Genomic DNA, 16930 nt, shown 5'->3' on the forward strand with positions numbered 1-16930 from the left:
TCTACGTCAGTCGCACGGCCGTGACGGGAAGGGGGAGCACCCACGTCGGTACAGCGTTCATGGGTCTCACCTCCTCGGGCGGTGTCACGTTGAGCCGCACGCTACTAGCCCGATGCTCATCCCTCCAAGGCTTTTCCCGGCCACGTGATCACGACTCCAGACAGGCCCTAGGTCCCGGTCGGCAGAGCCGATCTTCACTGGCGGGCCCGGGCTGGATGAACGAACGTGAAGGTGAGGGCATGCTGCGGCGGCGCGTCCCGGGGAGGGTGGAGCGCGATGGCGGGACAGCCGGCGACCGGTGCGGCCAAGGTCATCCCCACGCCCACCGATCGTCGCGCCGAGCCGAGGACCGTGACCGGCCTCAGCTCGGCCGAGGCGGCGGCCCGGCTGAGCGTCGACGGGCCGAACAGCGCGACCACGCCGCCCCGCCGGCACCTGGCCACCCGGATCCTGCGCCAGCTCACCGACCCCCTCGTCGCACTGCTGCTGGCCGCCGCGGTGGTCACCACGGCGCTGCGGGACTACCCGGACACCGCGGTGATCGTGCTGGTGGTGCTGGTCAACACCGCGATCGGGGTGGTGCAGGAGGTTCGGGCGGACCGGGCGATCGCCGCGTTGGACCGGCTCGCCGCGCCGACCGCGCGGGCGGTCCGCGACGGCCGGGATCTCATCCTGCCCGCTGCGGAGCTGGTCCGGGGTGACCTGGTCCGGGTCGAGGCCGGCGACGTGGTTCCCGCCGATCTGCTGCTCGCCGACGCCGCCCGGCTGCACCTCGACGAGTCGGCGCTGACCGGCGAGTCGGTGCCGGTCGCGCAGGGTGTCGGCGACGAGGTCAGCGCGGGCACGGTGGTCACCACCGGCCGGGCCACCGGCACGGTCGCGCGTACCGGCGCAGCGAGCGCGCTGGGCCGGATCACCGCTCTGGTCTCCGCCACCCGACCCGCCGCCACCCCGCTGCAACGCCGGCTGGCCTCCCTCGGCCGCGTCCTCGGCTTCGCGGCGGTGGTGCTGTCCGGTCTGGTGTTCATCATCGGCGTGCTCGGCGGCCGGCCGGTGGTGGACATGGCGGTCACCGCGGTGAGCCTGGTGGTCGCGGCGGTGCCCGAGTCGCTACCGGCCGTGGTCACCCTCGCCCTCGCGCTCGGCGCCCGGCGGATGGCGGGGGCGCGGGCGATCCCCCGCCGGCTGCACGCCGTGGAGACCCTCGGCTCGGTCACGGTGATCGCCTCCGACAAGACCGGGACGCTCACCGAGGGCCGGATGGCGGTGCAGCACGCCGTCACCCGGGACGGGTCCCGGTACGGGGTCACCGGCCGGGGGTACGCGCCGGACGGCGCGGTGCACCACCGCGGGCGACCGGTGACCGTCCCGGACGAACTGCGCCGGCTGGCGCGGGCCGGGCTGCTGTGCAACGACGCGACGCTGGGCCCGCCCACCGCGCAACGGCCGGACTGGGCCGCCGTCGGCGACCCGCTCGAGGCGGCGCTGGTCGCGTTCGCCGCCCGCTGCGGGCTGGACCCGGAGCGCACCCGAGCCGCCTGGCCGCGGATCGCCGAGCACCCGTTCGACCAGGACCTGCGCCGGATGACCACCGTGCACCGGGCGTGCGACGGCCGGTACCTGGTGGCCTGCAAGGGGGCGCCGGAGAGCGTCCTGACCGCGCCGCTGGTCGACGCCACCACGGTGGAGATCGCCGAGCTGACCGCCGCCGCGCGCCGGCTGGCCGGTGCGGGCCTGCGGGTGCTCGCGGTCGCCTCCGCCGTCGTGGACGCCCCGCCGGCCGACCCGGCCCGGCCGACCGGGCTGCACCCTGCGGGGCTGGTGGCGGTCGGTGACCCGCTGCGCGCCGGCGCCACCGACATCGCCGGCAGCTTCGACGCGGCCGGCGTACGCCTGCTGCTGATCACCGGCGACCATCCGGCGACCGCCGCCGCGATCGGCGGGCAGCTCGGCCTCTGGCGCGAGGGTGACCCGCTGGCCTGCGGTGACGACGGCGACCTGGCGCGGGCGCACCCGCGGACCCGGGTGTACGCCCGTACGCAGCCGGAGCAGAAGCTCGACATCATCGCCGGGTTGCAGTCCCAGGGGCACGTGGTGGCGATGACCGGCGACGGCGTCAACGACGCCCCGGCGCTGCGCCGGGCCGACATCGGAGTGGCCATGGGCGGCGGCACCGAGGTGGCCCGGCAGGCCGCCGACCTGGTGCTGGTCGACGACGACCTGTCCACGGTGGCGACGGCGATCGGTGAGGGTCGCCGGATCTACGCCAACATCCGCAGGTTCCTGCGCTACGCCCTGTCCGGCGGGGTCGCCGAGATCGCGGTGATGCTGCTCGGCCCGCTGTTCGGGCTGGCTGTGCCGCTGCTGCCGGCGCAGATTCTCTGGGTCAACCTGCTCACCCACGGGGTGCCGGGGGTGGCCCTGGGCGCGGAGCCGGCGGAGCCCGGCATCCTGCGCCGCGCGCCCCGTTCCCCGCAGGAATCGGTGCTCGGCGCGGGGCTCGGCCGCGACGTGCTGCTCACCGGTGGACTGATCGCGGCCGTGGTGCTCGGCGCAGGGCTGCTCGCCGCCCGGTGGGACCGCCCCTGGCAGTCGGTGGTGTTCGTGGTGCTGGGCCTGGCACAGCTCGGCGTCGCGCTCGCGGTACGGGCGCCCCGCACGCGCGGCGCGCGGCACCGCAACGGCGCCCTGCTGGCCGCGGTGGCGGTCTCAGCGCTGCTGCAGTTGGCCGGTGTGCTGCTGCCGCCGCTGCGGGGCCTGCTCGGTACCCGGCCGCTGGGCGTGGCGGAGCTGCTGGCCTGCGCCGTGGTGAGCACGCTGCCCGCACTGGTGCTGCGGCTGACCCGCAACGGGACGGCCGGCGCCTCGGGACGGTCGACGTCGGGCGGCCCCGGTGGGGCGACCGCGCCCGCCACCGGTGGCAAGGAGGCCAGGATGGATACCAGGAAAGCCACAACCAGTGGGGGTGAGGTGGCATGACCAGCGACAGCGGGGCCCCGGTCCTGGTGGGCGTCGACGGTTCGGCGATCGCGTTGGACGCGGTCCGCAGCGCCGCCCGGAGCGCGGCGCTGCGGCGGCGGCCGCTGCGGATCGTGCACGCGTTCATCTGGCCGCTGATGGGCGTACCGGTCGGCCCGGACCCGAGCGGCCCGCCCACTGGCGGCCTGCGTCACCAGGCCGAGCGGTACGTCGCCGAGGCGGTGGCCGAGGCCGGCAAGGTGGCGCCGGACGTACCGGTCACCGGCGCGGTGGTCGACGGTGCGCCGGTCCCGGTGCTGCTCGACGAGGCCCGCGACGCCGCGCTGCTGGTGCTCGGCAACCGGGGGCTCGGCGGCTTCGCCGGCCTGCTGATCGGATCGGTCACCGTACAGGTGTCCGCCCGCGCGCAGTGCCCGGTGCTGGTCGTGCGGGGCGAGCCGCACGCGGACGGTCCGGTGGTGGTCGGCGTGGACGGCTCCGAGTGCTCCACCGAGGCGGTCGGGTTTGCCTTCGACGAGGCGGCCTGGCGCGGCGCCGCGCTGGTCGCGGTGCACGCCTGGCTCCACCCGACGCCGGTCGCCCCGGGCGACATGCTGCCGCTCGTCTACGACCTGGACGCGCTCGCGGCGGAGGAGGAACGAGTTCTCGCCGAGTCCGTCGCCGGCTTCGCCGAGCGGTACCCCGACGTGTCGGTCCAGCACCGGTTGGTGCGCGGCTCCGCGGCCGGAGCCCTGGTCGAGGAGTCGAAGGCCGCCCAGCTCGTGGTCGTCGGCGCGCACGGCCGAGGGGCCCTCGCCGGGCTGCTGCTCGGTTCGGTCAGCCATGCCGTGCTGCACCACGCGCACTCCCCGGTGGTCATCGTGCGGCACCCGCGAACCGCCTCACGGTCCTGAGCCCGTCCGCGACCGGCGTGTGATCGGGCGCGGAACGGGTAGACCGCCGCGCCGTGCGACCGGACATGCCGGTCGACGGCACCGGTGTCACCACAACTCGGGGGATTGATGTCGGACGCGCCAGCCCGGTCGGAGCGGCCGCCGAAGGAGGTCGTCGAGCTGCGGGTGCACGGCGTCTCGGGCGCCGGGGCGGAGCAGGTGCTGGACCGGCCGAACGTCCGGCAGGTCGCCGGGGACCGTAGCGGCGGCTTCTACCGCACGCGTCCCGGCTATCCGGACACCACCGGCGCGGGTGGGGTGACGCTGGAGGCGTACCGGTGGCGGGACCTGCCGTCCGGGACGGCCATGCGCACGCTGTCGCTGGTGTTCCTGCTGCCGTTCATGCTCTGCAACATGGCGATCTGGATGCGCCCGGGCGGCTTCGGGTTGCCGGGCGTCACCGTGAAGGGCCTGTGCCGGCTGCTCGCGCTGACCCTCACCGCGTTGTACGTGGTCGCCGTGGCCGGGGTGGCGCTGGACCTGGTCGCCTGGAAGTGCATGGCGGTCTCCCGGTGCCTGTCCGGGCGGAGTTGGCTGTCCTGGCTGGGTGGGCGCCCGGTCGGGATGCGGCTGGCACTGCTGGCGCTCGTGCCGACCGCCGCGATCGCGTTGGTCTGGCGGCTCGGCACCCGGCCGGGGTGGCCGTTGGCGGAGTTCCGCGGCCCGTCGACGATGGCCAGCGTGCACCAGCTCACGGCGGTGGGCCAGTGGGACGCCGCACCGCTGGTCGCGCGGCTGCGTGCGATCCACGTCGCCGCCGCGCTGGCCACCCTGGACGGCGTGTTGCTCAGCGCGCGAACCGCGGGAGGCGCGGCAGGCGCCTGGGCCGTGGCCCTGGCCGTGCTCACCGGGGTCGTCCTCGCCGCCTGTGTCGCGCTGGTCTGTGCGCACCCGGTGATCGACCGGACGGAGCGGAGCCCGGCCATCGACCGGAGCCTTCTTCGCCTGCGGGCCGGGACGGGCCTGCTCACCGTCGTGGTGCTGGTCGCGGTCGCCGTCGACCCGGCCTCGTGGCCCGCCGTAACGAGCCTGCCCGGGTACGGCAGGATCGTCGGCGCGCTCTTCCTGACGCAGACCGCCCTGCTGGTCGTGCTCGGGCTGGCGGTGCTCTGGGCGCGGGGCAGGGCCCGGGGCGGCTCCCGGCTACGGGCGCTCGGCGCCCCGGTGATCGGCGCGGTCGCCACCGGGCTGGCGGTCGCCTTCTCCGCCGAACTCGTGTACCGGGTGGCGGACCTCCTGGACCGCAACGCGCCGACCGCCGAGCGGCTGGCCAGCAGCCCACCGCTGGCCTACAAGTGGGCGATCTTCGGCTTCTTCCTCGCGGTCGCGGTCGCCTCGGTGGCCGCGGCGACGGTGGCGGTGCTGTCCGGACCGGCCCGCCGACGCGCGGCGGCGGAGATCCTCGCCCGCGACTTCCCCGATGCGCCGCCCGGGTCCGGACCCCGGCTGCGGCAGGTGCAGAAGGTGATCGCCCGGGCCCGGTTCACCGAACGGCTGACCCCGCTGGCCCTCATCTACGCCTCGCTCGCCGGACTCGGCATGGCCACCAGCACGCTGGGGATGGTCCGGCAGTATCCCGGCGACCTGATCGACCGCTGGACACCGATCCCGGCGGATCTGGTCAACTTCGCCCTCGGCGCCGGCAGTTACGCCATCGCCGCCGTCGTCGTCGGTCTGATCGTCGGCGGGCTCTTCGCGTACCGGACCCCGGAGTTCCGCCGCTACGTCGGCGTGCTGTGGGACGTGGGCACCTTCTGGCCCCGCGCCGCGCACCCGTTCGCGCCCCCCTGCTACGCCGAACGGGCCGTGCCGGAGCTCAGCCGCCGGATCGCCTACCTCACCGGGCAGGGCCGGGCGGTGCTGCTGACCGGGCACAGCCACGGCTCGGTGCTGCTCACCGCGGCGGTGCTGCAACTACCGGCGCACACCGTCGACCGGGTGGCCCTGCTGACGTACGGCTCCCCCATGCGCCGGCTGTACGCGCGGTGGTTCCCCGCGTACGTCCACGACGAGGTGCTCCGCGAGGTGGGACAGCGGGTCGGCTGGCGGTGGATCAACCTGTGGCGGGACACCGACCCGATCGGCGGCTGGATCTTCTCGCCGCACCGGCCGGGCGAGCCGGCCACCGTCACCGGGCCGCCGGCGTCGGTCGACCGGCGGCTGCCGGACCCGCCGGGCGTGGTGGCTGCGCCCAGCGACACGGTGCCGCCCCCGATCGTCGGGCACTGGCCCGGCGAGACCGACCCGCGCTTCGCCGACGCCGTCCGCGAGCTCGCCGACCGGTTACGGGGCACGACGTCACCGAACAGCTGACGCGCCGGCGCGGAGCTCGGTCCCGCCCGAGCCGCCCCTACCCGTGCAGCCAGCGTTCCAGATAGGTCAGCACTCCGGTCAGCTCCGCGCCACCGGCCCGGTAGCCGATGTGACCGTCGGGGCGGATCAGATACAGGCCACCGACGCCGGCGGTGAGCCCGAGGCGTCGCCACAGCCGCGCGGCCGACACCTGCGTGGCGTCGGGTTCGGACAGCCGGTGCACGTCGAGCCGGCCGGCGTACCGCCGGGTCAACGCCGCGGTCCCGGCGCTCGACCATGCTGCGGGCGGCCCGCACAGCAGCAGGTGCCACCTCGGCGCGGCCGTCAGCCCGTGGAGTGTGCCGCCGTCCGGGAGCGGGGCGTCGGGCAGCCGGTCGCCGGCGCGGGGGCCGGTGGCCGGCGCGCGTGGTCCCTCCGCCGACAGCGGGCTGTCGCGGTAGGTGATGCCGAGCTGGGAGACGGTGCGGAAGGCGGTGGAGCGGACGAACCGGGGCGCCAGCACGAGCGGGATGAGGGCGGGGGCGATCCGGGTACGCATGAACCGGACGACGGGGTTCGTGGAGGTGGCGACGTTGAACGCCCGGTCGGTGAAACGCAGCACCAGCCGACCCACCGGCGCCCGTTCCGTCTCGTAGGTGTCCAGCAGGCTCGGGTCGGCCCCGCCGCGCACCGTCTGCGCGATCTTCCAGCCCAGGTTGACGGCGTCCTGGATGCCGGTGTTCATGCCCTGCGCGCCGGCCGGGCTATGGATGTGGGCGGCGTCGCCGGCCAGGAAGATCGGCCCGCTGCGGTAGCGGGTCGCGGCGCGGTGGTGCAGCCGGAAGTTGGTCATCCAGACCGGCCGGCGCAGCCGTACGGTTCCGCGGGTGTAGGCGTCGGCGAACGCCTGGACCTCCGCCAGCGTCACCGGAGCGTCCGGCGGGACCACGTCGGTGGGCGGCCGCATGACCAGCAGCCGCCAGCCGGCCGGGTGGCCGAGGGGGAAGAAGAACAGCATCCCGCGCTCCGACAGGAACGCGTGCGCCATGCCCGGCTCGATGCCGTCGGCGTCGAGGTCGGCCAGGACGAACGTCTGCGGGTACGCGCCGCCGGCGAACTCGATCCCGGCGAGGCGCCGGACGGTGCTGTGCGCGCCGTCGCAGCCCACCACGTACCGGGCCGGTACCGGCTCCGTCCGGCCGTCCGCGTGGCGCAGGGTGGCCCGTACGCCGTCACCGCTCCGGTCCAGTCCGGCCAGCTCGACGCCGCGCTCCACCCGGGCGCCGGCTGCGGCCACGTGCTCACCCAGGATCCGCTCGGTCTCGGCCTGCGACAGGAGCAGCAGATACGGGTACGCGGTGTCCTTGAGACCGAGGTCGAACAGCGGCACCGAGCGTGCCCGGCCCCGCGCGTGCAGGCACAGCCGGACCGCGGTGTTGCCGGCGGCCACCAGCTCGCCCGTCGCGCCGAGACCGGCGAGCACCTCCAGCGTGCGGGGCTGGATCGCCAGCGCTCGGGACTCGTGGACCCGGTCCGCGGCGCGGTCGATCAGGCGGACCCGTACCCCGAGGGCCGCCAGTTGGGCGGCCAGCGTCAGTCCGGTCGGCCCCGCTCCGACCACCAGGACATCGAGCCCGACCGTGCCGGGCGGAGCTGCTTCCTGATGATCGGCCATCCCGGCTCCCCCGACTCGTCGGTGTCACCCCTCATGGTGGCACCGACGGTGAGCCGTCCACGACGCGACACGGCAGCGGGACCGCCCGGCTCGCGGGTGCGGCTGTCAGGCGTCGTGACGGTCGTCGGCCGGCAGGCTCGGCGGGGTGGCCGGCTCGGCGGCCTGGCCGGGCTGACCGAGCTGGGCGACGTGGGTCGGGTCGAGGACCCGGGAGAGGAAGGAGCGGGTCCGCTCGTGCCGCGGCGCGCCGAGCACCTCCTGCGGCGGCCCCTGCTCGACCACCACGCCGCCGTCCATGAAGACGACCCGGTCGGCGACGTCGCGGGCGAACGCCATCTCGTGGGTCACCACCATCATCGTCATGCCGTCCTCGGCCAGCTCGCGCATCACGGTGAGCACGTCGCCGACCAGTTCGGGGTCGAGCGCGGAGGTCGGCTCGTCGAAGAGCATCAGCTTGGGGTCCATCGACAGCGAGCGGGCGATCGCGACGCGCTGCTGCTGGCCGCCGGAGAGCTGGGCCGGGAACGCGCCGGCCTTGTCGGTCAGGCCGACCCGCTCCAGGTTGTGCCGCGCGACCCGTTCGGCCTCGGCGCGACCGCGCCGCAGCACCCGGCGCTGGGCGATGGTGAGGTTTTTCAGCACGGTCAGGTGCGGGAAGAGGTTGAACGACTGGAAGACCATGCCGATGCCGCGGCGCACCGCGTCGATCTCGACATCGGGGTCGGTCATCTCGGTCCCGCCGACCCAGATCTTGCCGGCGGTCGGCTCCTCCAGGAGGTTGACGCAGCGCAGCAGCGTCGACTTGCCGGACCCGGACGGTCCGATGACGCACACCACCTCGCCGTGACCGACCTCGAAGTCGATGCCCTTGAGCACTTCGAGCGACCCGAAGGACTTGTGCAGGTCGCGGATCTCGACGGCGGGACGGGGTTGGTTGGTCGTCATGTGGGTCACCGAGCCTTGGCGTAGCGGAGTTCGAGGCGTCGTACCACCTGGGACAGGGGCAGGGTGATGATCAGGTAGGTGAGGCCGGCCACCAGCAGCGGGGTGGCGTTGACCCGGTCGTTCAGCGTGTCGCGGCCGAACTTGGTGACCTCGATGGTCTGCGCCGTCACGCCGAGCACGTACGCCAGCGACGAGTCCTTGGTGAGCAGGATCAGCTCGTTGGTCAGCGGCGGGATCACGATCCGGAACGCCTGCGGGATGACGATGGTGCGCATCGCGGTGAAGTGCGACATGCCGAGGGTGCGCGCCGCCTCCATCTGTCCCTTCGGCACGGCCTGGATGCCGGCCCGGATGGTCTCGGCCATGTACGCCGCGGCGGTCAGGCCGAGACCGATCGTGATCGACCCGAACACTCCGCCCGGAATCTCCCGCTCTGGAAACGCGATGGGGATGCCGTACCCGACGAGGAAGAGCACCAGCAGCGCGGGCAGCCCCCGGAACAGCTCGATGTACCCGGTCGCCACCCAGCGGTACGGGGCCACCCGGGACAGTCGCATCAGCGCGAGAACGGTGCCGAACACCAGGCCGAAGGCGAACGCGCCGAGGGTGTAGAGGATCGTGTTGCGCAGCGCGACGGTGATGACCGTCGGGAACATCGACTCGATGATGTCGACGCGGAAGAACGCTTCCCTCAGCCGGCCCCAGTCCGCGGCGAGGGCCACCACGGCGATGACGGCGACGAAGGCCAGGTACTGGAGCCAGAGGGACAGCCGCTCGCGCTGGCGGCGTCGCAGCTTCACGGTTCGACGCTCCTGACTGTGCGGGGGTTACCGACGCGGAGGGCGCGCCGCTGGGGCGCGCCCTCCGACCGAGAGGGTGGGTCAGGCGTTCGGCTTCTTGCCGATCCACTTCTCGTAGATCGTGTCGTACGTGCCGTCCTGCTTGGCCTTGGCCAGCACGTCGTTGATCTTCTTGAGCAGCTCCGGGTTGGCGTCCTTCTTCACCGAGAAGCCGTACTGCTCGCCGGTGTCGAACTCGGCGGCCACCTCGAACCCGCCCTGGTGCTCCTTGATGTACTCGGTCCAGACCGGCAGGTCGTTGATCGCGGCCTCGATCTGGCCGTTGGCCAGGGCCTGCTGCTCGGCGGCGAGGTCCTCGAACTCGACGAGCTGCAGCCCCTTCTCCTGCTCGAACTTCTTGGCGTAGTCGCGGCCGGTGGTCGCGGCCTGGACGCCGACCTTCTTGCCCTTGAGGTCGTCGAGCGACTTGTAGGTCTTGCCGGTCTTGACCAGCATGGCCTGGGTCGCGTCGAAGTACGGGTCGGAGAAGTCCATCACCTTCTGCCGTTCTTCGGTGATGGTCATGCCGGCGGCGGCCGCGTCGCACTTGCCGGTGTTCAGGTCCTGGCCGGACTTGATCCCCTCGAACGGCGTGTCGACGATCTTCTGCTCGACGCCCAGGTCCTTGGCGACCAGGTCCATGACGTCCACGTCGAAACCGATCACCTTGCCGTTGGCGTCCTTGGACTGGAACGGCGCGTAGGGCAGGTGGGTGCAGACGGTCAACTTGCCCTTCTCGACGAGCTTGACCCCGTTCGCCTGGACCTCGCCGTTCTCCTTCTTGGCGCATCCGGCGCTCACCGCGAGGGCGGCGATCGCCACGACGAGGCCAGCCTTGCGGGCGGCGCTCTGGAACTTCACGGCTGTGTCCCTCCGTTCGACCCCGGTATGACGGGCAGCCAGGGCTGGTGCAAAGACGGTGTGACAGGCGACGCTACCCGATCCGAGGAGTCGCACCAAGATCACGACTGGGCTCCGCGTCCAAGATGTGACCGTTTCCGCTCAGGCAAAGCCGGCATTTGCCTCATAGCCTCGCGCAAGGCGCATGTCCGGATTAAGCGATCGCCACCTTGCCAGCAAGGATTGAACGGTGGTTCACTTCTTGCGTGGCCTACCGGAGCACCGAGCGGGTGAGAGCTCGGCTGAGCGCCTCCCGGCAGCGGATCATCACCGCCGCGCTGGAGATCATGGCCGGGCACGGCTACGCCGGATGTTCCGTCGCCGCGGTGGCCGAACGGGCCGGCGTGGCAACCGGCAGCGTCTACCGCCACTTCCCCACCAAGTCCGACCTGTTCGCCGAGGTGTTCCGCACCGCCTCGCAGCGCGAGGTGGACGCCGTCGCGCGGGCCGCGGCGCTGCGGGCCACCGTCGCCGAGCAGATGTCAGCCGTCGTCGAGACGTTCTCCGGCCGCGCCCTGCAGTCCCCGCGGCTGGCGTACGCACTGCTCGCCGAACCGGTCGACCCGGCCGTCGACGCCGAGCGGCTGGTCTTCCGCCGGGCCTACGCCGAACTGATCGCCGGCCACGTCGCGGCGGGGGTGGCGCGCGGCGAACTACCCCCGCAGGACCCGGACCTGACCGCGACCGCGCTGGTCGGCGCCCTGGCCGAGGCCATGGTCGGTCCGCTGGCCGCCGGCGTCGCCGGTCCGGACACCATCCCCAACCTGGTCACCTTCATCCACCGCGCGCTGGGAGTAACGCCGTGACGACACACCAGGTCCTCAACCAGGTACCCCCGCTGGCCGGCTACGACGCGGCGGACGACCCGGCACTGCTCGACGGACTCGACCGCGAGGGCGCCGGCTGGGCCGCCGCCGAACTGCACGAGCTCGGCCGCCTCGGCGGCACCGAGCAGGCGATCGAGTACGGGCGGCTGGCCAACGAACACCCGCCGGTGCTGCGCACCCACGACCGCTACGGCCACCGGATCGACGAGGTGGAGTTCCACCCGGCCTGGCACGAACTGATGCGCACCGCGGTCACCCACGGCCTGCACGCCGCGCCCTGGGCCGACGACCGGCCGGGCGCGCACGTGGCCCGGGCGGCCAAGTTCTACACCTGGCGCCCCGACGCCGGCCACGGCTGCCCGATCTCGATGACCTACGCGGCCGTGCCGGCGCTGCGGCACAGCCCGGAACTGTCCGGACGGTACGAACCGCTGCTCACCGCGACGGCGTACGACTTCGGCCTGCGCGCGCCGCTGGGCAAGCAGGGGCTGCTGGCCGGCATGTCCATGACGGAGAAACAAGGCGGCTCGGACGTACGCGCGAACACCACCACCGCCCACCCCGAGCCGGACGGCAGCTACCGGCTCGTCGGGCACAAGTGGTTCACCTCCGCGCCGATGTGCGACATCTTCCTCACCCTCGCCCAGGCGCCCGGCGGGCTCACCTGCTTCCTCGTCCCGCGGATCCTGCCGGACGGCACGCGCAACCCGATGCGCCTGATGCGCCTCAAGGACAAGCTCGGCAACCGGTCCAACGCCTCGGCGGAGATCGAGTACGAGCACGCGACCGCCTGGCGCGTCGGCGACGAGGGCCGAGGCGTACGCACCATCATCGACATGGTCAACCTGACCCGCCTCGACTGCGTCATCGGCGCGGCGGCCGGCATGCGCCAAGGGGTGATCACCGCCGCCCACCACGCCACCCACCGGCAGACCTTCGGCCGCTACCTGGTCGACCAGCCGCTGATGCGCAACGTGCTCGCCGACCTCGCGGTCGAGTCCGAGGCCGCCACCGTCCTCATGATGCGCCTCGCCGGAGCGACCGACCGGTCCGCGCGCGGCGACGCCGACGAAACCGCCTTCAAGCGGCTCGCCCTCGCCGTCGGCAAGTACTGGGTCTGCAAGCGCTGGCCGGCGCACGCCGCCGAGGCCCTCGAATGCCTGGGCGGCAACGGCTACGTCGAGGAGTCAGGCATGCCCCGGCTGTTCCGCGAATCCCCCCTGAACTCGATCTGGGAGGGCTCCGGCAACGTCGCCGCGCTGGACGTGCTGCGCGCCCTCACCCGGGAGTCCCAGGTCATGGAGGCGTTCCGGGTCGAGGTGACCGCCGCCGCCGGCGCCGACGCCCGGCTCGACGCCGCGCTGCGCCAGGTGCAGGCCGACCTGTCCGACCACGACGACCTCGAACTGCGGGCCCGCCGCGTCGTCGAACGGCTCGCCCTGGTCCTGCAGGGATCGCTACTGGTCCGGCACGGGCACCCCGCCGTCGCCGACGCCTTCTGCGCCTCCCGCCTCGGCGGCGACCACGGCCAGGCGTTCGGCACCCTGCCCAGCGGCATCGACTTCGCCACGATCATCTCCCGCGCCACCCCCAAGGTGGACTGACCCGCAGCACCGGGGGCCTCCGCCCGACCCCACCACGACGGTCCCGGCCGCTACGATCGGCGGACAACGCCCACTATGGACAGGGAGGTCGCGGTGGCCGACACGACGTCAGGCGTACGCCCCGTGCCCGAGCAGCCGTCGTCGCGGATCGACCCGTCCGTGCCGCACCCGGCCCGCCGCTACGACTACTGGCTCGGCGGCAAGGACAACTTCGCGGTCGACCGCCGCTCCGGGGACGCCGTCGCCGAGGCGTACCCGGCGATCCGGACCACGGTGATCGAGAACCGGCGGTTCCTGCACCGGGCCACCCGCCACCTGGCCGGCACGGCCGGGATCCGGCAGTTCCTGGACATCGGCACCGGCATCCCCACCAGCCCGAACCTGCACGAGGTCGCCCAGGGCATCGCCCCCGAAGCGCGGATCGCGTACGTCGACAACGACCCGATCGTGCTCGCGCACGCACGCGCCCTGCTCAGCAGCACGCCGGAGGGGGCCACCGCCTACGTCGACGCGGACCTGCGCGAGCCGGAGAAGATCCTCGCCCACCCCGAGGTGCGGGCCACGATCGACTTCGACCGGCCGGTCGGGTTGATGCTGGTGGCGGTCCTGCACTTCCTCACCGACGCCGACGACCCGTACGCGATCACCCGCCGGCTGGTCGAGGCGCTCCCGTCGGGCAGCTTCCTGGTGATCTCCCACGCCACCACGGACCTCGTCCCCCGCGACATCGCGGCGACCGCGGCGCCGGTCACCACCAGCAGCATGATCGACATGGCGTTCCGCAGCAGGGACCAGTTCGCCGCGTTCTTCGCCGGCCTCGAACTGGTCGAGCCGGGCATCAGCCCGGTCACCGAGTGGCGACCGGACGACGCGCCCGAGCAGCGCCGGCCGGCGGCGCAGGCGTCCATGTACGCGGCGGTGGCCCGCAAGCCCTGATCCGGCGGAAACTGGCGCCACCGACCTGAGCTACGGGTCAGGCGTCGACGGTCAGGCGGACCGTGACCGGGTCGCCGACCTCCAGCCCTTCGGCCTTCCGCACCGACGCCTTCACCGGCACGATGTAGCGGCCGTCCTTCGGCCACAGCGACGTCGCCCAGCCGGTGCCGCCGATCCGTGCCGTCACCGGGATCATGCCCCAGCCGTAGGTCACCAGCGCGGCGGCCGCCTCCAGTTCACCGCACTGCTCGTCGGGAACGGTGACGAAGTGCCACGGCGCGGGCCCCCGCCAGAACCACATCTCGCCGGTGAACTCCATGTTCATCGGTCCAGGATAGGAGTCGCGCTGCTCGCCGAGCGGCGCTCCAACGGCGCGATCGCGGCGCGGCTGCACGTCACCGAGGCGACCGCCGGCAAGCACGCCGGCGACATCCTGACCGAACTGGACCCGCCGCCCCGCGACCACACCAACCGACGGGTGCTGGCGGTCCTCACCTACCTGGGGGCCCGCCCCGCGGCACCCTGAGAACGGGGTTGCGGAGATAAACGATCTTCGACCAGGATGCCTTGACCGTCCCGCCGGCCACCGGCGGACCCGACCCGGCGAGGAATCCCGCATGCAGCCGTCGTACCCGGCCCCGACCCAACGGCGCAACGTCTGGATGTGGGCGGGCGCCGCCGCCGGGTTCGGGCTCGCCGTCACCTCCTTTCTGGGGGCCCGGCACGCGCACCCCGCCGCCGCGCCGAGCCGGCCGCCGGCGGAGAACTTCGTGGTCACCGGCGCGGTGGTGCTCGACGGCGGCACGTCCTTCATCCCCGACGACCACGGCGGCTGCGCCGGCACGGGCGGCCACGCCGACATCAAGGACGGCACCCCGGTGCTCCTCACCACCGGCGCGGCAATGGCCGGCGGGCGGCTGACCGACGGGCGGACGCTCACCGACGGCACGTGCCGGTTCTGGTTCGCCGTGCGGGGGGTCCCGGCCGGCCAGGACACCTACCTGCTCATGGTCGCGGGCCAGGACCCCCGCCAGTTCACCGAACAGGAACTCAAGAGCACGGTGGTGACCCTGCGCCTCGGCTGAGGGCAGGGTCGCCGGTCAGAGGTTCAGCGGCGCGGGGTCGGTCGCCAGTTCCCGGAACCGCTCGCGCGGGTCGGGCACCAACCGGCGGGCGGACAGGTCGAGCAGGCCGCCCACCCCGGTCACCGTGGCGACCTGGGTGCCGTCGGGCCGGGTGAGGTCCTGCACGATCTGGAAGGTCTTGCCGTCACCCCAGCGGAACTCGCAGGTCACGTCCACCTCGTCGCCACCGCGCAGCTCCCGCAGGTACCGGACGGTGACCTCCAGGGCGACCGGTCCCACGCCGCTGCCGATGAGCCGGTCCTGCGAGATGCCGGCGGCGCGCAGGCACTCCCAGCGGGCGTGCTCGCTGTACTGGAGGTACACGGCCTGGTTCAGGTGGCCCTGGGTGTCGAGCTCGTAGCCGCGGACCGTGACACGTACCCGGAACGGATCTCCCATGCCGGGCAGCCTAGCGGCGGCCCTGGCGCGGGCCGCGACATCTTGCGACGCTGTGGACTGTGTATGACTACGACCTGTTGGTGCTGGGCTCGGGGCCCAGCGGTCAGAAGGCCGCGATCGCCGCGGCCAAGCTCGGCAGGCGGGTTGGCATCGTGGACCGGCGCGACATGATCGGCGGGGTGTGCATCAACACCGGCACCGTCCCGTCCAAGACCCTGCGCGAGGCGGTGCTCTACCTGACCGGCCTGAGCCAGCGGGACCTGTACGGCAGCAGCTACCGGGTCAAGGAGGAGATCACGGTCAGCGACCTGGCCGCGCGGACCCAGCACGTGATCAGCCGGCAGACCGATGTCATCCGCAACCAGCTGGCGCGTAACCGGGTCGCGATGATCACCGGCACCGGACGGTTCGCGGACGCGCACGCGGTCTGGGTCGACGGTGGCTCCGGGCGCGAGTCCAAGGTCACCTTTGACAAGATCATCATCGCCGCCGGCACCCGCCCGGCCCGTCCGGACAGCGTCGACTTCGACGACCGGACGATCGTGGACTCGGACGGCGTCATCAACCTGCAGGCCGTGCCCCGCAGCATGGTCGTGGTGGGCGCCGGCGTGATCGGCATGGAGTACGCCTCCATGTTCGCCGCGCTCGGCACCAAGGTGACCGTGGTGGAACGCCGCGACCGGATGCTCGACTTCTGCGACGAGGAGGTCGTCGAGTCGCTCAAGTACCACCTGCGCGACCTGTCGGTGACGTTCCGCTTCGGCGAAGAGGTCGCGGCGGTGGAGAAGCACCAGACCGCCGCGCTGTGCATCCTGAAGAGCGGCAAGAAGATCGTCGCGGACACGGTCATGTACTCGGCCGGCCGCCAGGGCCAGACCGACGACCTGGCGCTGGACGCGGCCGGGCTGACGGCGGACAGGCGCGGCCGGATCACGGTCGACGCGAGCTACCGCACCGCCGTGGACAACATCTACGCCGTCGGCGACGTGATCGGCTTCCCGGCGCTGGCGTCCACCTCGATGGAGCAGGGCCGGCTCGCCGCGCAGCACGCCTGCGGCGAGCCCGTCCGCGAACTGCCCGAACTGCAGCCGATCGGCATCTACACCATCCCGGAGATCAGCTTCGTCGGGAGGACCGAGGAGGAGTTGACCAACAGCTCGACACCGTTCGAGGTCGGCATCGCGCGCTACCGCGAACTGGCCCGCGGCCAGATCGTGGGCGACTCCTACGGCATGCTGAAACTGCTCGTCTCGCCGGACGACGGCCGGCTGCTCGGCGTGCACGTGTTCGGCACCGGCGCCACCGAGATCGTCCACATCGGGCAGACGGTGATGGGCTGCGGTGGCACCGTCGACTACCTGGTCGACACGGTGTTCAACTACCCGACCCTGGCGGAGGCGTACAAGGTGGCCGCCCTGGACGCCTCCAACAAGATCCGCAACATCACCCGGATCGACGGCTGACCCGAAAGCCGCGCG

Annotated in this window: 14 protein-coding genes and 1 pseudogene; 9 read left to right on the plus strand and 6 right to left on the minus strand. The window is 73.0% G+C overall.

What is annotated here, in order from left to right; all coding sequences use genetic code 11:
- Positions 1–276: 276 nt before the first annotated feature.
- The 3 genes from ACL02O_RS05025 to ACL02O_RS05035 all read left to right on the plus strand — a co-directional run bounded on the left by ACL02O_RS05025 (position 277) and on the right by ACL02O_RS05035 (position 6224).
- Positions 277–2979, plus strand: coding sequence for a cation-translocating P-type ATPase (locus ACL02O_RS05025; protein WP_412816757.1), 2703 nt, complete (start codon positions 277–279; stop codon positions 2977–2979).
- Positions 2976–3872: a universal stress protein gene (locus ACL02O_RS05030; RefSeq protein WP_412816758.1), complete on the plus strand. Its 897-nt coding sequence runs from the start codon at positions 2976–2978 to the stop codon at positions 3870–3872. Before ACL02O_RS05025 ends, ACL02O_RS05030 begins: the two co-directional genes overlap by 4 nt.
- A 108-nt stretch (positions 3873–3980) precedes the next feature.
- A complete protein-coding gene (locus ACL02O_RS05035) occupies positions 3981–6224 on the plus strand; it encodes a hypothetical protein (RefSeq protein WP_412816759.1) in 2244 nt (747 codons plus the stop codon).
- Positions 6225–6261: 37 nt separating this feature from the next.
- Here ACL02O_RS05035 and ACL02O_RS05040 read toward each other — a convergent pair whose 3' ends face one another.
- From ACL02O_RS05040 to ACL02O_RS05055, 4 genes are all read right to left on the minus strand, one after another.
- The gene (locus tag ACL02O_RS05040; protein WP_412816760.1) at positions 6262–7878 is read right to left on the minus strand and encodes an FAD-dependent monooxygenase; all 1617 of its coding nucleotides are present in this window, start codon (positions 7876–7878) and stop codon (positions 6262–6264) included.
- A 105-nt stretch (positions 7879–7983) separates the two neighbouring features.
- The gene (locus ACL02O_RS05045; RefSeq protein WP_412816761.1) at positions 7984–8823 is read right to left on the minus strand and encodes an amino acid ABC transporter ATP-binding protein; all 840 of its coding nucleotides are present in this window, start codon (positions 8821–8823) and stop codon (positions 7984–7986) included.
- Between the two features lie 5 nt (positions 8824–8828).
- On the minus strand, positions 8829–9623 hold the full coding sequence (locus tag ACL02O_RS05050; RefSeq protein WP_412816762.1) for an amino acid ABC transporter permease: 795 nt from the start codon (positions 9621–9623) through the stop codon (positions 8829–8831).
- Positions 9624–9704: 81 nt separating this feature from the next.
- On the minus strand, positions 9705–10523 hold the full coding sequence (locus ACL02O_RS05055) for a basic amino acid ABC transporter substrate-binding protein (protein WP_412816763.1): 819 nt from the start codon (positions 10521–10523) through the stop codon (positions 9705–9707).
- A gap of 269 nt (positions 10524–10792) precedes the next feature.
- On the opposite strand from ACL02O_RS05055, the gene ACL02O_RS05060 reads away from it, so the two are divergent.
- The 3 genes from ACL02O_RS05060 to ACL02O_RS05070 all read left to right on the plus strand — a co-directional run bounded on the left by ACL02O_RS05060 (position 10793) and on the right by ACL02O_RS05070 (position 13929).
- The gene (locus ACL02O_RS05060; RefSeq protein WP_412816764.1) at positions 10793–11368 is read left to right on the plus strand and encodes a TetR/AcrR family transcriptional regulator; all 576 of its coding nucleotides are present in this window, start codon (positions 10793–10795) and stop codon (positions 11366–11368) included.
- Positions 11365–12993: an isovaleryl-CoA dehydrogenase gene (locus tag ACL02O_RS05065; RefSeq protein WP_412816765.1), complete on the plus strand. Its 1629-nt coding sequence runs from the start codon at positions 11365–11367 to the stop codon at positions 12991–12993. Before ACL02O_RS05060 ends, ACL02O_RS05065 begins: the two co-directional genes overlap by 4 nt.
- 75 nt (positions 12994–13068) lie before the next feature.
- A complete protein-coding gene (locus ACL02O_RS05070; protein ID WP_412816766.1) occupies positions 13069–13929 on the plus strand; it encodes an SAM-dependent methyltransferase in 861 nt (286 codons plus the stop codon).
- Between the two features lie 37 nt (positions 13930–13966).
- Here ACL02O_RS05070 and ACL02O_RS05075 read toward each other — a convergent pair whose 3' ends face one another.
- A complete protein-coding gene (locus ACL02O_RS05075) occupies positions 13967–14254 on the minus strand; it encodes a DUF1905 domain-containing protein (RefSeq protein ID WP_412816767.1) in 288 nt (95 codons plus the stop codon).
- Here ACL02O_RS05075 and ACL02O_RS05080 point away from each other — a divergent pair.
- Positions 14255–14455 (plus strand): annotated as a pseudogene (locus ACL02O_RS05080) (DNA-binding response regulator); the annotation flags it as partial. It lies immediately after the preceding gene.
- 91 nt (positions 14456–14546) lie between these two features.
- Positions 14547–15014, plus strand: coding sequence for a hypothetical protein (locus ACL02O_RS05085; protein ID WP_412816768.1), 468 nt, complete (start codon positions 14547–14549; stop codon positions 15012–15014).
- A 15-nt stretch (positions 15015–15029) separates the two neighbouring features.
- Here ACL02O_RS05085 and ACL02O_RS05090 read toward each other — a convergent pair whose 3' ends face one another.
- Complete coding sequence (locus ACL02O_RS05090) at positions 15030–15452, minus strand: acyl-CoA thioesterase (RefSeq protein ID WP_412816769.1); 423 nt, start codon at positions 15450–15452, stop codon at positions 15030–15032.
- A gap of 59 nt (positions 15453–15511) precedes the next feature.
- On the opposite strand from ACL02O_RS05090, the gene sthA reads away from it, so the two are divergent.
- Positions 15512–16915 (plus strand): Si-specific NAD(P)(+) transhydrogenase, encoded by a 1404-nt coding sequence (sthA, locus tag ACL02O_RS05095; RefSeq protein ID WP_412816770.1) that lies wholly within the window; start codon positions 15512–15514, stop codon positions 16913–16915.
- The last annotated feature ends 15 nt before the right edge of the window (positions 16916–16930 follow it).

Source organism: Micromonospora mangrovicola (assembly GCF_047200535.1).
Classification (GTDB): Bacteria; Actinomycetota; Actinomycetes; order Mycobacteriales; family Micromonosporaceae; genus Micromonospora.

What these genes read in the sequence shown, in the direction of transcription:
- ACL02O_RS05025 (WP_412816757.1), top strand. Translation starts at nt 277, where the DNA reads ATGGCGGGACAGCCGGCGACCGGTGCGGCCAAGGTCATCCCCACGCCC.
- ACL02O_RS05030 (WP_412816758.1), top strand. Translation starts at nt 2,976, where the DNA reads ATGACCAGCGACAGCGGGGCCCCGGTCCTGGTGGGCGTCGACGGTTCG.
- ACL02O_RS05035 (WP_412816759.1), top strand. Translation starts at nt 3,981, where the DNA reads ATGTCGGACGCGCCAGCCCGGTCGGAGCGGCCGCCGAAGGAGGTCGTC.
- ACL02O_RS05040 (WP_412816760.1), bottom strand. Translation starts at nt 7,878, where the DNA reads ATGGCCGATCATCAGGAAGCAGCTCCGCCCGGCACGGTCGGGCTCGAT.
- ACL02O_RS05045 (WP_412816761.1), bottom strand. Translation starts at nt 8,823, where the DNA reads ATGACGACCAACCAACCCCGTCCCGCCGTCGAGATCCGCGACCTGCAC.
- ACL02O_RS05070 (WP_412816766.1), top strand. Translation starts at nt 13,069, where the DNA reads ATGGACAGGGAGGTCGCGGTGGCCGACACGACGTCAGGCGTACGCCCC.
- ACL02O_RS05075 (WP_412816767.1), bottom strand. Translation starts at nt 14,254, where the DNA reads ATGAACATGGAGTTCACCGGCGAGATGTGGTTCTGGCGGGGGCCCGCG.
- ACL02O_RS05085 (WP_412816768.1), top strand. Translation starts at nt 14,547, where the DNA reads ATGCAGCCGTCGTACCCGGCCCCGACCCAACGGCGCAACGTCTGGATG.
- ACL02O_RS05090 (WP_412816769.1), bottom strand. Translation starts at nt 15,452, where the DNA reads ATGGGAGATCCGTTCCGGGTACGTGTCACGGTCCGCGGCTACGAGCTC.